Source organism: Metabacillus sp. 84, from assembly GCF_050107715.1.
Lineage (GTDB): Bacteria > Bacillota > Bacilli > Bacillales > Bacillaceae > Metabacillus_B.
On the sequence record NZ_JBNILN010000001.1, the window covers coordinates 200970 to 214248 of the forward strand.

General features: G+C 45.0%; 13 protein-coding genes. 5 read left to right on the forward strand and 8 right to left on the reverse strand.

Annotation, left to right across the window (positions count from 1 at the left end; all coding sequences use genetic code 11):
• Positions 1–10 precede the first annotated feature (10 nt).
• Complete coding sequence (locus ACQCV8_RS01105; RefSeq protein WP_426842698.1) at positions 11–1186, reverse strand: acetyl-CoA C-acetyltransferase; 1176 nt, start codon at positions 1184–1186, stop codon at positions 11–13.
• 14 nt (positions 1187–1200) lie between these two features.
• Positions 1201–3582: a 3-hydroxyacyl-CoA dehydrogenase NAD-binding domain-containing protein gene (locus ACQCV8_RS01110; RefSeq protein ID WP_426842699.1), complete on the reverse strand. Its 2382-nt coding sequence runs from the start codon at positions 3580–3582 to the stop codon at positions 1201–1203.
• A 170-nt stretch (positions 3583–3752) separates the two neighbouring features.
• On the opposite strand from ACQCV8_RS01110, the gene ACQCV8_RS01115 reads away from it, so the two are divergent.
• On the forward strand, positions 3753–3902 hold the full coding sequence (locus ACQCV8_RS01115) for a YuzL family protein (protein ID WP_426842700.1): 150 nt from the start codon (positions 3753–3755) through the stop codon (positions 3900–3902).
• 64 nt (positions 3903–3966) lie between these two features.
• Here the strand turns inward: ACQCV8_RS01115 and ACQCV8_RS01120 are convergent, their stop codons facing one another.
• Positions 3967–4884, reverse strand: a complete 918-nt coding sequence (locus ACQCV8_RS01120; RefSeq protein ID WP_426842701.1) for a proline dehydrogenase family protein — start codon at positions 4882–4884, stop codon at positions 3967–3969.
• Positions 4885–5411: 527 nt separating this feature from the next.
• Between ACQCV8_RS01120 and ACQCV8_RS01125 the strand changes: the two genes are divergently transcribed.
• Together ACQCV8_RS01125 and ACQCV8_RS01130 are read left to right on the forward strand one after the other, a co-directional pair.
• Complete coding sequence (locus tag ACQCV8_RS01125) at positions 5412–5681, forward strand: hypothetical protein (protein ID WP_426842702.1); 270 nt, start codon at positions 5412–5414, stop codon at positions 5679–5681.
• Positions 5682–5709: 28 nt separating this feature from the next.
• Complete coding sequence (locus tag ACQCV8_RS01130; RefSeq protein WP_426842703.1) at positions 5710–6057, forward strand: spore coat protein; 348 nt, start codon at positions 5710–5712, stop codon at positions 6055–6057.
• A gap of 1100 nt (positions 6058–7157) precedes the next feature.
• On the opposite strand, the gene ACQCV8_RS01135 is transcribed toward ACQCV8_RS01130, so the two are convergent.
• Genes ACQCV8_RS01135 through ACQCV8_RS01155 form a run of 5 tightly spaced genes read right to left on the reverse strand, consistent with a single transcriptional unit; the run spans position 7158 to position 11110 of the window.
• A complete protein-coding gene (locus ACQCV8_RS01135) occupies positions 7158–7421 on the reverse strand; it encodes a DUF2573 family protein (protein WP_426842704.1) in 264 nt (87 codons plus the stop codon).
• Between the two features lie 2 nt (positions 7422–7423).
• The gene (locus tag ACQCV8_RS01140) at positions 7424–8206 is read right to left on the reverse strand and encodes a (2Fe-2S)-binding protein (protein ID WP_426842705.1); all 783 of its coding nucleotides are present in this window, start codon (positions 8204–8206) and stop codon (positions 7424–7426) included.
• The gene (locus ACQCV8_RS01145) at positions 8199–9017 is read right to left on the reverse strand and encodes an ABC transporter ATP-binding protein (RefSeq protein WP_426842706.1); all 819 of its coding nucleotides are present in this window, start codon (positions 9015–9017) and stop codon (positions 8199–8201) included. Before ACQCV8_RS01145 ends, ACQCV8_RS01140 begins: the two co-directional genes overlap by 8 nt.
• 39 nt (positions 9018–9056) lie before the next feature.
• Positions 9057–10109: a FecCD family ABC transporter permease gene (locus tag ACQCV8_RS01150; RefSeq protein ID WP_426842707.1), complete on the reverse strand. Its 1053-nt coding sequence runs from the start codon at positions 10107–10109 to the stop codon at positions 9057–9059.
• Positions 10106–11110: a FecCD family ABC transporter permease gene (locus ACQCV8_RS01155; RefSeq protein WP_426842708.1), complete on the reverse strand. Its 1005-nt coding sequence runs from the start codon at positions 11108–11110 to the stop codon at positions 10106–10108. The genes ACQCV8_RS01150 and ACQCV8_RS01155 overlap by 4 nt, the downstream gene beginning before the upstream one ends.
• A gap of 169 nt (positions 11111–11279) precedes the next feature.
• Between ACQCV8_RS01155 and ACQCV8_RS01160 the strand changes: the two genes are divergently transcribed.
• Complete coding sequence (locus ACQCV8_RS01160) at positions 11280–12266, forward strand: ABC transporter substrate-binding protein (protein WP_426842709.1); 987 nt, start codon at positions 11280–11282, stop codon at positions 12264–12266.
• Between the two features lie 265 nt (positions 12267–12531).
• Positions 12532–13257 carry a ZIP family metal transporter gene (locus tag ACQCV8_RS01165; RefSeq protein WP_426842710.1) on the forward strand — a complete coding sequence of 242 codons (726 nt, stop codon included), beginning with the start codon at positions 12532–12534 and terminating at the stop codon, positions 13255–13257.
• Positions 13258–13279 lie beyond the last annotated feature (22 nt).

Genomic DNA, 13279 nt, shown 5'->3' on the forward strand with positions numbered 1-13279 from the left:
TAGAAGTCTGTTAGATTAATTCAAAGACGCCTGCGGCACCCATTCCGCCGCCGATGCACATGGTTACGACGCCAAACTGTTCATTTCTTCGTTTCATTTCGTGAATAAGGGATAGCGTAAGCTTCGCACCCGTGCATCCGAGCGGGTGACCGATGGCGATTGCCCCCCCGTTTACATTTACTTTCTCTTCATCTAATCCCAGTTCACGGATGACCTGCAGGGATTGGGAAGCAAATGCTTCGTTCAGTTCAAATAGGCCTACATCCGAAACCGCCAGACCGGCAAGCTTCAACGCCTTTGGAATGGCTGCGACCGGGCCGATCCCCATTACTTCAGGGGGAACGCCTGCAACGGCAAAGGAGCGGAACTTCACCATTGGAGCTAATCCGAGCGCCTCGGCTTTTTCACGGTCCATGACCATCACAGCTGCTGCTCCGTCGCTTGTTTGGGATGAATTCCCAGCCGTTACGGATCCCCTGACATTAAACACCGGACGGAGTTTTCCAAGCACGTCCTGTGTTGTACCGGGACGGACCCCTTCATCCTTTGAGAAAAGAATGGATTTTTCCTGCAGTTTATTGTCTGATCCTACAGTACGAAGGGTTACTTCAACCGGAACGATTTCTTCATCGAATTTGCCTTCCAGAATGGCAGCGGCTGCCCGCTGATGGCTTCGTACAGCAAATGCATCCTGATCTTCGCGGCTTACTCCGTATTTCTGTGCAACCTGCTCCGCTGTATGGCCCATTCCCATATAATATTCAGGGGCTTCCTCAGCAAGCCTGGCATTAGGTCGTACTGTATGCCCCATCATCGGTACGAGGCTCATCGATTCAGCCCCTCCTGCAATAATGGTATCCGAGTGTCCCAGCATGATTTTCTCTGATGCATAGGCAATTGTTTGGAGACCGGATGAACAATAGCGGTTGATTGTGACCGCCGGCACCGTATGTGGCAGCCCTGCCAGCGCGCCGATATTTCTTGCCATATTTAAGCCTTGTTCAGCTTCCGGCATCGCACATCCAATAATTAAATCATCAATGTTGCCTTCATAGCCGCCTGCGCGTTTCAGTGTCTCTTTTACTGCCAACGCCCCCAGATCATCAGGGCGCACGCTTGCAAGTGTTCCTTTTTTAGCTCTGCCTACAGGTGTTCTGGCACCTGCTACAATGACTGCTTCTCTCATTTGATGCCCCTCCCTTAGTTTCGTAATGGTTTGCCTTTGACAAGCATATGCTGCATCCGCTGCTGCGATTTTCCTTCTGCTACAAGACTTAAGAACGCTTCTCTTTCCAGGTCAAGCAAATACTGTTCATCTACCTTCGTGCCAAACGGAATTTTGCCTCCCGCAATGACGTAAGCCAATTTTTTGGCGATCTTTAAATCATGCTCAGAAATAAACCCTGAAAGATGCATCGTCTGTGCTGCCAGGAGGAGGGTCGCATATCCGGATTCCCCTGTGACCGGCACCTTTTCTTTTACTGGAGGACGGTAGCCGTTTTCATGCAGCTGAAGGACCGTCCGCTTGGCATCATGCAATAAATGATCGCCGTTCATGCTGATCCCGTCACTGGCATCAAGGAAATGGCTGTCTCTTGCTTCGGCTGCTGAAGTGGATACTTTAGCCATGGCGATTGTTTCAAACACTTTATTGGCTACACTTTGCAGATCAAAGTCCATTCCTTTAGGAACGCTGTTTAAATGCTTGATATAAAGCTCTTTATTTCCGCCGCCTCCCGGTATAAGGCCTACTCCCGCTTCAACAAGTCCCATGTAGGTTTCGCTCGAGGCCTGAATTCTTGCAGCAGGAAGACAAATTTCTGCTCCTCCCCCTAAGGACATTCCAAAAGGAGCAGCGACTACCGGCTTCGGGCTGTATTTGATTTTTTGCATCGCCTGCTGGAAATGACGGACTACCATATCAATCTCATAATAATTGTCGTCCTGGGCTTCCATTAAAATCATCGCAAGGTTCGCTCCGACACAAAAGTTTTTCCCCTGGTTTCCTATAACAAGCCCTTTGTAATTCACAGCCACTTCATCAATGGCATAATTGATCATCTGAATAATATCCATTCCGATCGCATTGCTTTGTGAATGGAATTCAAGCAGAGCAACTCCATCCCCTAAGTCGATCAGACTGGCACCGCTGTTTTTTCTGATGACTCCCTTTGATTCTTTCAGCGATTTTAAATTTATCGCTTTTTCGCTTGTCTCAATACGGCGATATTCTCCTCGGTTATAGAAAAAGCGGACGCCGTTTTCTTCCAGGTAGAAGGAGGAATGCCCTTTTTCCAGCATGTCCTGCACCCATTCAGGAATCTCGTATCCTTCTTCCTGCAGTTTAGCAGCTGATTTTTCAAGGCCTATCGCATCCCAAAGTTCAAACGGCCCTTTATCCCATCCAAATCCCCACTTCATTGCCTGATCGATTGAAACGATATCATCAGCTATTTCGCCTAAAAGCTTCGCAGAGTAAATGAGGGTTGGAGCTGTAATTCCCCAGAGCAGCTCGCCGGCACGGTCATCCGCGTAAATAAGCGCTTTCAGTTTTGCAGAACCTTTAGCCTGTTTCGCCATTTCGATTGAAGGGGCGCTGAGTTTTCTTCTTTCTGTGTACTCCATAGCGGATGGGTCCAGTTCCAGGATTTCTTTGCCTTCTTTCTTGAAAAATCCCTGACCTGATTTAGCTCCAAGCCAGCCATTCTCAAGCATCTGTTTCATGAAAGGTGGTACGTCGAAAACGTCCTTTTCTTTTTCATCCACATTGTCATATACGTTGTTGGCGACATGGACAAACGTATCGAGTCCAACAACATCCAAGGTGCGGAAGGTGGCACTTTTAGGCCGCCCAATCAGCGGACCTGTAACAGAATCCACTTCTCCTACGCTGTAGCCTTTTTCTACCATCTCTTTTACCGTAATGAGGAGCCCGTAAGTTCCGATCCGGTTTCCAATGAAATTTGGTGTATCTTTTGCGAGCACTACACCTTTTCCAAGAACGTCTTCCCCGAACGTTCTCATAAAGTTCAGAACATTTTCATCTGTATCTTTCGTTGGTATCACTTCAAGCAGCTTCAGATACCGGGGCGGGTTAAAAAAGTGTGTCCCGAGGAAATGCTTTCTGAACTCCTCTGAGCACTCTGAGGCCATCGCTTCAATGGAAATTCCTGACGTATTGGAGCTTACAATGCTTCCCTTTTTCCTGAACACCTCTACCTGTGCAAACACTTTTCTTTTAATTTCCAGATTTTCTACGACTACTTCTATAATCCAATCTGCTTCTGCCAAACGCTGCATATCATCTTCAAAGTTGCCCGCTTCAATCAAGCCGAGATTATTTTTAGACGTTAACGGCGCCGGTTTTTGCTTAAGCAATTTCTGAATAGATTGAGCTGATAAACGATTTCGAACAGCAGGATCTTCCAATGTCAGCCCTTTTTTCTGCTCATCCCCTGTGAGCTCTCCGGGCACGATATCCAATAGCAAAACAGGGATCCCGATGTTTGCTAAAAGTGCTGCAATTCCGGAACCCATGACGCCGGATCCAAGCACCGCAGCTTTATTAATTTGCTGGACCATAAGTTTTCCCCCTTGTTTGAATGAATGTTCATTCATTTTTTGCTTAAAAAAATAGTTCCTTCTCATTACTAATATAAAAGATTTTGAAAATTTCTTCAATACATTTCATGGAATTCCTTTGATTTTTTCAGATCATGATGAGAACGATAAGATACGGAGGTGAAATCAAAGTGGCAAAATTGAAGAAAGATCCATCCAAAGGCGGCGTCAGTGCTGCGAGTGTTAAGGGAAATGCGGGTCCTGTCAATGAACATGATGGCGGGGGCAAGCGTACCAGCACAAACCAGCAATACAAAAAGCATAATATGGGAGAGTCTTAATCAGCGGAATCCTTCTGCTTATGCAGGAGGATTCCCCGTTTATCCCGAATCAGCTGGTGATAGCCTATTTTTTAATGACACCCTTCAATACGAAGGCCACATTTGCAGGACGCTCTGCGAGTCTCCGCATAAAATACCCATACCAGTCGTTCCCATATGGAACGTAAACGCGCATTTTATAGCCTTCACTGACAAGCTCCAGCTGCCTTTCGGGACGAATTCCAAACAGCATCTGAAATTCAAACTGATCATGCGGGATGCTGTACTCTTTTACAATTTGCTTTGTATACTCGATAATTGCTTCATCGTGAGTGGCTATTGCCGTATAGTTTCCATTTAAAAGGTGCATTTTAATGATTTTCTTAAAATTGTCGTCCACATCTTTCTTTTCTGGAAATGCAACTTGAGGAGATTCTTTATAGGCTCCCTTAACGAGCCGAAGATTCGGACTGTATTTATTCAGTTCTTTCATATCATCTTCTGTACGGTATAAATAAGCCTGAATGACTGTACCTACATTCTCGTACTCTTCCTTCAGCTTTTTAAAAATTTCAATAGTCTTGGCGCATCGGCTGTAGTCTTCCATATCGATGGTAACAAAGACATTGTTTTTCTTGGCAGCTTCAAGAATTCTCCGCATGTTGTTCATCACAAGGGCATCTGAAATATCGAGGCCCATGGAGGTCATTTTTAAAGACAGCTGGGAATCCAGACGCTCCCTTCCGATTGCTTCTATTGCTTTAATGGAGTTATCAGCCATTTCATTGGCTTCATCCGCATGATCTACAAATTCGCCCAAGTAATCAATCGTGACATCTAATCCTTTGCTGTTAAGCTGTCTGATCGCCTCAGCAGCAAGCTCAATTGTTTCACCGGCTACAAACCGGGCAGCCCCGAATTTTAAGCCGTACTTTTTCGCTACTTTCGTCAGGCCTCTATTTTTTGACAAAAACAAGAAAAAATTGCGCATCACCTGTTCCATCCTCATTCCTCCTGAAAACGCATACATTATATTCAAAAAATAAAAAAGTGCACAATCTGCAATTGAAGCCGTTATGTAAAGCGCCTTCAATTATAAGTATTTTACCACCTTTCTGACTATTTGAATATCATTTTATCGGGAAAAGTCGTTTCCTGTCAGATGGATAGACTATTCCACAGCTGTGGCTGATTTTTAACACCTGCTGATTGGGGCGGCGAGTGCAGGGCGAAACCACTGGATAGCTAACGCATGCACCGTTAATCAAGAGCTGAGACAGACAGATGTATAAATAGGCTTTGTTCAAACATGGTGCTTGGTTTTTACTCCTGCTGATTGGAGCTGCGAGTTAGGATCAGCGGGACTGGCGAGGCTTTTTATTGGTGACGCCGGGAGAAGGCTTGCACCCGCCATTGGATAAGCAAATGCCTTCAAGCTGCAAAAACAGTCAAGTTTAACTGAGCTTATGAATAAAAATTGGCCCGCTGGAGGAACGATAACATAGATACGCAAAATAAGGAGGAGTTCGTATGCAGCAGCAGCCAATGCAAAACCAGACAGAAAGCGTCATGCCTCAGCCGCCGAATGTTGTTTCAACAAAAGATCATCTCTACCTGCAGGATATGCTTTCATGGAATCTTTTGGCCATGAAAAAAGCACATTTTTTTGCTCAAGCCTGCCAAAACCAAGAGTTGAAGATGGAGCTTGAAAAGGCCGGCCAAATGCATAACCGGCATTATCAGACCATCCTGGCCCATCTTCAGCCGCAGCAAGCCCAGTCTCAGCCGCCGCTTCAATAATTAATGGATTGGAAAGGAGATCGATATCATGAATCAAAATCAGCAGCAAGGCAAGATCGGCAATCCGGAAACCCAAGTGCCGAAAACTCCGCAAATGAACGAGAGAGATTTCGTGAATGATGTACTTGCTACAGAAAAGTACATGACCGATGCATATTGTACGGCTATGAACGAAATGAGCCATGAAAGCCTTTATAAAGATGTTCAGGCCATCTTCAATGAGACTCAAAATTGTCAAAGAGACTTGTACAATCTGATGTTTAAGCACGGCTGGTACAAGGTCGAAGCAGAACAGCCTCAGAAAATGCAGCAGTCCTACCAGCAATTTTCCGGGTACAGTCAAGAACAGTCTCCTTATAAAGGTATGATGAATTAAAAAGACGGCACGGCTTTACCGAGGTTTCAATAACCTTTTTGGAACTTTAGCAGGTAATTTGCTTTTTTTAGAGCGGAGTTCTACAAGAATGCCCTCTGCTGAGTCCCTAGCTAGGGTGAACTGAAAAACAGTGCTCAGAGCCTTGGACGCTCAATGGGGGCACTGTTTTTCGGCTATTTTTGCACTGTTAGGGAGAAAATTGCTCTGGATTGCGGGAAAAACACATCGTATTTCAGGCATTATGTAATTGATCGGTAATTGTTCAGCTGGGTTTATCTTTGTTTTTGCGTTGAATTTTGTTTTATTGTCCGTACTCTCATTTTATTGTCCGTACTTTTAATTTATTGTCCATTCTCTCATTTTATTGTCCGTACTTTTGTTTTATTGTCCGTATTATAAATATAAAGACTTTTCGACAAAATTCGCGATTTCCCTTCTCATAGCAACTGAAGTATTGAACAATAATCCGGAATTGGGGAAAAACACATCGTATTTCAGCCGGAATGTGATTGATCGGTAATTGTTCAGCTGGGTTTATCTTTGTTTTTGCGTTGAATTTTGTTTTATTGTCCGTACTTTTGTTTTATTGTCCGTACTTTTAATTTATTGTCCGTACTTCTAACTTATTGTCCGTACTCTCATTTTATTGTCCGTACTCCCGTTTTATTGTCCATATTATAAATATAAAGACTTTTCGACAAAATTTGCGATTTCCCTTCTCATAGCAACTGAAGTATTGAACAATAATCCGGAATTGGGTAAAAACACATCGTATTTCAGCCGGAATGTGATTGATCGGTAATTGTCCAGCTGGGTTTATCTTTGTTTTTGCGTTGAATTTTGTTTTATTGTCCGTACTCTCATTTTATTGTCCGTACTTTTAATTTATTGTCCGTACTCTCATTTTATTGTCCGTACTTCTAACTTATTGTCCGTACTCTCATTTTATTGTCCGTACTCCCGTTTTATTGTCCATATTATAAATATAAAGACTTTTCGACAAAATTTGCGATCACTTCTGCGGCAAAACGCCGCTTACGGTCTGCCCTCCCTCCCCTGTAAAGCCAAAAACACCGGTCGAGGTTTCAGCCCGGCCGGTGTTAGTCTTCTTTCTTATTCTGAGAATTTGTCCGATGATCTTCATTCATTTGCTTGACCTCGGTGCTGATGTCTTTTATGGCCTGTTTGAAATCTGGATATTCGGCATTCCAGTGTCTGACAAGGTTCGGCATTGTTTTTGCCATGTGGGTATACAGAGCCCACATCTCCACTTTGGTCTGTTCTTCTTCTTTTGAGCTGCCGATAAGGAGTTCGCAATACTTTTCAAATAGACCGTTAAATTGTTCTTTTGTTTTTTGGGCCATTTTTATCCTCCAAATCCTTTTGGCGGTTTCACACATTTTACCGGACACGTTTTGCACCGGGCTTCCCGTTCAGAGGTTAAATAGAATAGGCAGCAGGTGCGTCTCATTCTGATTTCCTGACCCGTCTCGGGCTGTATCTCCATATTGCCATCGTAGCGCTTCAGCGGATTGAAATGAAAGTCTCCAAACAGTGAGCCGTCTGCCTCGGATACAGTATACTGAAAATCTTCCTCAATCTGTTCTTTAGACAGCCCTTCCGGAACAGATTTCATCAGGTTTTCATACATCCATCTAATGTATATGCATATATTTTCCCATAATATCCATTTCGATATACCAGTATTTTTGTTTGCTGTTTTAATCAGCAGAGCAATGTTTTCGGCAAACAGTTCCCGGTGTACTGCATCTCTCCATTCCGTTCTGCTGTGATTTTGATCCGGAGAGGATGCATCCAGTTCATGAAAATAAAAAAAGGGGAGCCATAATGGATCCTGATCATCTGTTTCCAGTGAGAGATTTTCGGGGCTAAGCCTGGGGGCTTTGCCGAATACCGTCATTGAATATAAGGTTAGGGCAGCCAGAAAACCATAGCGCTTCAATAGCATGGAAACGGCTGTTTTCCGGTCAGGCGCATCAATTTTCGGTTTAACCTTGTCTAAATAAGCCTTCAGCTGATCAGGGTCCAGGAGATTCTTTACTTCAGCAGAGAGGCTGGAAGACCAGCGTTTCCTGCCTAAGCGGAACCTTTCTAATTCCGCAAGCTCTGCTTCTGTAAATTTAGCCATTTTGCATACTCACCTCTTTCAGGATACAGCGCCCTCTGCCGTGGGGAATACACAGCGGCGTTCCGAATAACGGGTCAACTGTGACCTCGCAGTTCATTTGGAACACATCCTGCACGAGGCTGCAGCTGATTACTTCTTCGGGTTTTCCCTGATCATGAATTTTTCTGTCCTTGATCGCGACAAGATGATGGGCATAGCGGCACGCTAAGTTTAAATCATGAAGCACCATCACTATCGTACGGTTTTCCTGTTCATTCAATTCAAACAGCAGATCAAGAATTTCGATTTGATGAGTCATATCCAGATAGGTTGTCGGCTCGTCGAGCAGAATTATTTCCGTGTCCTGGGCAAGCGTCATCGCAATCCAGGCGCGCTGACGCTGGCCGCCTGATAAAGAATCAACCGGGCGGTCTGCAAAATCGAGCATTTTTGTAGATTCCAAAGCTTTATAGACCGCTTCTTCATCCTCCGCTGACCACTGGCTCAGCCAATTTTGATAGGGGTATCTTCCCTGCTTGACGAGCTGAAGAACCGTCAGGCCCTCAGGAGCTGCCGGCCCTTGTGGAAGGATGGCGAGTTTTTTCGCAACGTCTTTAGTGGGAAGCTTTGCAATGGACCCTCCCTCTAATAGAACAGATCCATGACTCGGCTTAAGAAGCCTTGCCAGTGAACGAAGCAATGTTGATTTTCCGCAGCCGTTGCTTCCAATAAATACGGTAATTTCCCCTTTGGGAAGTGTCAGGTCCAGTTCATCTATAATAATGGAATCCCCGTAAGATAAAGTCAGGGATTTCGTTTCAATTGCGCTCATTTATCTCACCCCTTTTATAAATTCGAGCCCATTGCCTGTTTATGTGTTTCTCGTTTTATAAAGCAAATAGATAAAGTAAGGTGCACCTATTGCGGCTGTAAAAACTCCGGCGGGCACTTCCAGCGGAGAAAACAGAGTTCTCCCGATTAGATCAGCAGTCATCACAAGGAAGGCACCTGCCATAGCTGAGACAGGAAGCATCGCTCCATATGAGGAGCCGACAAGCCTCCGGGCAATATGAGGAGCCATCAATCCCACAAATCCTATGCCCCCTCCAAAAGCAACAGCCGTTCCCGTTAGTGCTGTGCTCAATACGAGAAGGAGCAGCCTGTTTCTTTGCACCGAACTCCCAGCTCCTGCACCAAGATCATCGCCCAGTCCCTGCAGGTTGATTGTTCTGATTACAATGATTGTCAACAGGAGAAGAAGGACAGTAATCGGGAGCATGATTTTCACCTGCTGCCAGGTAGCCCCATAGACGGTTCCGGTTATCCAGGTGTTTGCCTGTGAAGCTCGGTATATAGGACCTTTGATCATCATCAGGGTTGTCAGTGACTGGGTTAACAAAGAAAAACCAATCCCCACAAGTACAAGCCTGAAGGACGATGATCCGCCTTTCCATGAAAGCAGGTACACGATGAAGCCTACGGTCATTGCTCCAATGAATGAAGCGGCCGGCATCCATTGTATACTCACTGTAAGAGCATTGTTTTTATCACTGAACAGGGCAAGGAATGTGACGACAGCTAATGAAGCGCCACCAGTAATTCCTATGATATCCGGAGAGGCCAGCGGATTTCGGATAATTCCCTGCAGAATTCCTCCTGCCACTGCCAGACAGACCCCGACCATAATGGCCGTCAGAATTCTCGGCATTCTGAACGATGAAATAATCAGCATGTTCATTTCAGAACCAAAGCCAGCCAAAGTTTTAACCACTTCCAAAGGATTCATCATTACCTCGCCGGCTCCAGTACTGATAAAGAATCCGGTAAGGAGGATAGCAGCCATAATCAATGAAACCTTAGCTGCTTTTTTATCGATTAAAAATGAGATGGACTTTCCGATTCGCACGGTCCAATAAGTCTTCATGCCCGATCAAACCCCTTTCTGGCGATATAGATAAAGAAAGGTGTTCCAATCAGCGCCGTCATGACTCCTACCGGCACTTCCTCGGGCATAACGACATAGCGGGCAGCAATATCGGAAACGGTTAGCAGAATTCCGCCAAGTACTGCAGAATACGGTAAGATCCAGCGATGATCATTTCCTATGATATATCTTGCCAGATGGGGAATGACAATTCCAACGAAGCTGATCGGTCCTGTTACTGAAACCGCACCGCCTGCTAAAAGAATGACGGCAATAGCTGCAAACATTTTTACAGTGCCTGTTCGCTGGCCAAGTCCTTTAGCTACGTCTTCCCCCATTGTAAGAATATTGATCTTTTGGCCGAGAAATCCGCAAATGATAAAGGCTGCCCCAAGATAAGGCAGAACAGCTGCCAACGATTCAAGCTTTCTTCCCTGTATAGAGCCAGCCAGCCAGAACAGGACCTGATCGAGGGCGGCTTCATTTACGACAAGCAAGCCCTGAGTTAACGAACTGAACAGGGCGGCCATCGCGGCACCTGCGAGCGTCAGCTTAACCGGCGTCAGTCCCTCTCTGCCCATAGATCCAATGAAATAGACTGTTAAAGCAGCAATTGCAGCTCCTAGAAAGGCAAGCCAAGTATATGTCTGAAGAGAGGAAACCTGAAAAATGGAAACTGCAATAACTACAAAAAATCCGGCTCCCGCATTAATTCCGAAAACTCCTGGTGATGCCAGAGGATTCTTCGTCAGAGCCTGCATTAATGCCCCTGCAATCGCAAGGCTTGCCCCCACTATAGCGGCAATCAGTGCTCTGGGCAGCCTTACGGTTGTAAGGATTATATGTTCATTTGAACCGTCAAAGTCAGTAAATGCCTGATAAGCAGATCTAAAGCTTGTATTCGCATAACCGTACACAACACTCGCACACATTACCCCGGCTAATAGAATAATGAGACCTGTTAACAGGATGAATTTTTGTGAAAATGTCTTTACCAGCATAATTATTCTCCGAATATACCAACGTTTATTGACTTATCAAGTCTACGGTTATTGTATCAAATGAGAATGAATTTGAAAATCATTTTCAATTACATATTGACATCGCATACAAACTAAACTTATTATTTTAATTGTAAATGAAAATCATTATCAAATGGGGGGTTTTTTCATGAAGAATACATATAGAAAGTCCTGGTTGAGCGTTTTTGCACTCATTCTCAGTCTTACCATGCTGCTGGCAGCCTGCGGCGGCAATACGGAGAGCCAGAAAGAAGAAGCGGCTCCTGAGGAAGCATACACAGTGAAGCATGCGATGGGAGAAGCAAAAATTCCCAAAAAGCCTGAAAGGGTCGTAGTTTTGACGAACGAGGGTACGGAAGCAGCCCTTGCAATGGGTGTAAAACCCGTTGGAGCGGTTCAATCCTGGCTTGGCGATCCATGGTATGACCATATTAAAGAAGATATGAAGGATGTTGAAGTAGTCGGCACAGAGAGTGAGGTCAATGTAGAAGCGATCGCAGCTCTTAAACCGGATTTAATTATCGGAAACAAAATGCGCCAGGAAGCGGTTTATGAAAAACTTAGTGCCATTGCACCTACTGTTTTATCTGAAACTCTTCGAGGAGACTGGAAAGAAAACTTCACTCTTTACTCAAAGGCTCTGGACCGTGAAGAAGAAGGAAAGAAGGTCATTGCAGATTTTGATGGACGGATTGATTCCATTAAAGAAGAAGCCGGTGATAAACTTTCACAAAAAGTATCGGTTGTTCGCTTTATGGCGGGAACGACACGAATATATTATAAAGATTCATTTTCCGGAGTGATTTTCGATCAGCTTGGCATGAAGCACACTGAAGCAGCTGATAAACTGTTTGCCAGCGACCAGGAGGATCAATTCATGAGAGAAGTAGGTAAGGAAGCGATTCCTGAGATGGATGGCGATCTTCTCTTTTACTTTACGTATGCACCTGAAGGCGATACAGAAGCCGTTAAAACCGAAGAAGAGTTTACAAAGGATCCCCTTTGGAAGAATTTGGATGCCGTTAAAAACGGGAAGGCTTATCAGGTAGACGATGCGATCTGGAATACTGCCGGCGGGGTAATCGCTGCTAACAAGATGCTTGATGAAATTGAAGAATATGTTGTAGAAAAATAATTTTTGCAAAAAGCTTCCGTGGTAAGGACACAGCATCCTTTCAGCGGAAGCTTTTTTTGCGCAGTTCCCTATATAGCTGAAGGGTCCCGCCAGGCATTGTTCAAGAGAGCGGTCCTGCTAAAAACCTCTCCATTAAACGAGCCTGCTAACATACGCCTTCAATGTCCCCCCCTGTCCCATGCAGCAAGTGCAAAAAATAAGAATATGGGATTTCCCCTTAGGGTAAAGATAAAACTAAGATTTAAATGAATCGGCAGGTGAAAAAATGGGACAGGCAGCTTTATGGGGAGCATTTGCAGGCTCTTCCATTCTGATTGGAGCACTGCTGGGGATGATGCAAAAAATCCCGGGCAGGATGGTTGGATGGATCATGTCTTTTGGAACAGGGGTGCTAATCGGGGCAGCATCATTTGATCTGCTGCAGGAATCGCTTGAAGGAGGGGGCATGAATGCGACTGCGGCCGGCTTTCTTGCAGGTGCTTTATTGTTCACCGTCAGCGAAAGCATGATTGCAGGAAAAGGCGGCCATCAGCGGAAACGCTCTAAAGAAAACCCTGAAAATCATTCAGGCATCTCCATTTTTATCGGGACTGTTATCGATGCCGTCCCGGAGTCTGTCATTATTGGGGTAAGCATCCTTCAGCAGGGCAGCGTCAGCATTTTGATGGTCGCTGCTGTTTTTATCAGCAACTTCCCAGAGGGACTCTCAAGCACCACTGGTTTGATGAAGGATGGATATTCCCGCAGAAAAATTTTATTTATGTGGATGACCGTCGTTTTCCTGGCTACGGTCAGTTCTCTCCTGGGCTACACGATGCTTCAAGATGCTTCTCCTGTTTTCACTGCCGCCATAGGCGCGTTTGCTGCTGGAGGCATCATTGCTATGGTTGCCTCCACCATGATGCCGGAAGCGTTCGAGGAAGGCGGACCGATCGTCGGAATGATTACCTCGCTGGGAGTACTTTGTTCCATGCTTTTATCCCAGCTTTGAAAAGAGAATCAATCATTTGCAG

What these genes read in the sequence shown, in the direction of transcription:
- ACQCV8_RS01130 (WP_426842703.1), top strand. Translation starts at nt 5,710, where the DNA reads ATGAATCAAAATCAGCAGCAAGGCAAGATCGGCAATCCGGAAACCCAA.
- ACQCV8_RS01105 (WP_426842698.1), bottom strand. Translation starts at nt 1,186, where the DNA reads ATGAGAGAAGCAGTCATTGTAGCAGGTGCCAGAACACCTGTAGGCAGA.
- ACQCV8_RS01155 (WP_426842708.1), bottom strand. Translation starts at nt 11,110, where the DNA reads ATGCTGGTAAAGACATTTTCACAAAAATTCATCCTGTTAACAGGTCTC.
- ACQCV8_RS01120 (WP_426842701.1), bottom strand. Translation starts at nt 4,884, where the DNA reads ATGGAACAGGTGATGCGCAATTTTTTCTTGTTTTTGTCAAAAAATAGA.
- ACQCV8_RS01150 (WP_426842707.1), bottom strand. Translation starts at nt 10,109, where the DNA reads ATGAAGACTTATTGGACCGTGCGAATCGGAAAGTCCATCTCATTTTTA.
- ACQCV8_RS01135 (WP_426842704.1), bottom strand. Translation starts at nt 7,421, where the DNA reads ATGGCCCAAAAAACAAAAGAACAATTTAACGGTCTATTTGAAAAGTAT.
- ACQCV8_RS01140 (WP_426842705.1), bottom strand. Translation starts at nt 8,206, where the DNA reads ATGGCTAAATTTACAGAAGCAGAGCTTGCGGAATTAGAAAGGTTCCGC.
- ACQCV8_RS01110 (WP_426842699.1), bottom strand. Translation starts at nt 3,582, where the DNA reads ATGGTCCAGCAAATTAATAAAGCTGCGGTGCTTGGATCCGGCGTCATG.
- ACQCV8_RS01145 (WP_426842706.1), bottom strand. Translation starts at nt 9,017, where the DNA reads ATGAGCGCAATTGAAACGAAATCCCTGACTTTATCTTACGGGGATTCC.
- ACQCV8_RS01165 (WP_426842710.1), top strand. Translation starts at nt 12,532, where the DNA reads ATGGGACAGGCAGCTTTATGGGGAGCATTTGCAGGCTCTTCCATTCTG.
- ACQCV8_RS01160 (WP_426842709.1), top strand. Translation starts at nt 11,280, where the DNA reads ATGAAGAATACATATAGAAAGTCCTGGTTGAGCGTTTTTGCACTCATT.
- ACQCV8_RS01125 (WP_426842702.1), top strand. Translation starts at nt 5,412, where the DNA reads ATGCAGCAGCAGCCAATGCAAAACCAGACAGAAAGCGTCATGCCTCAG.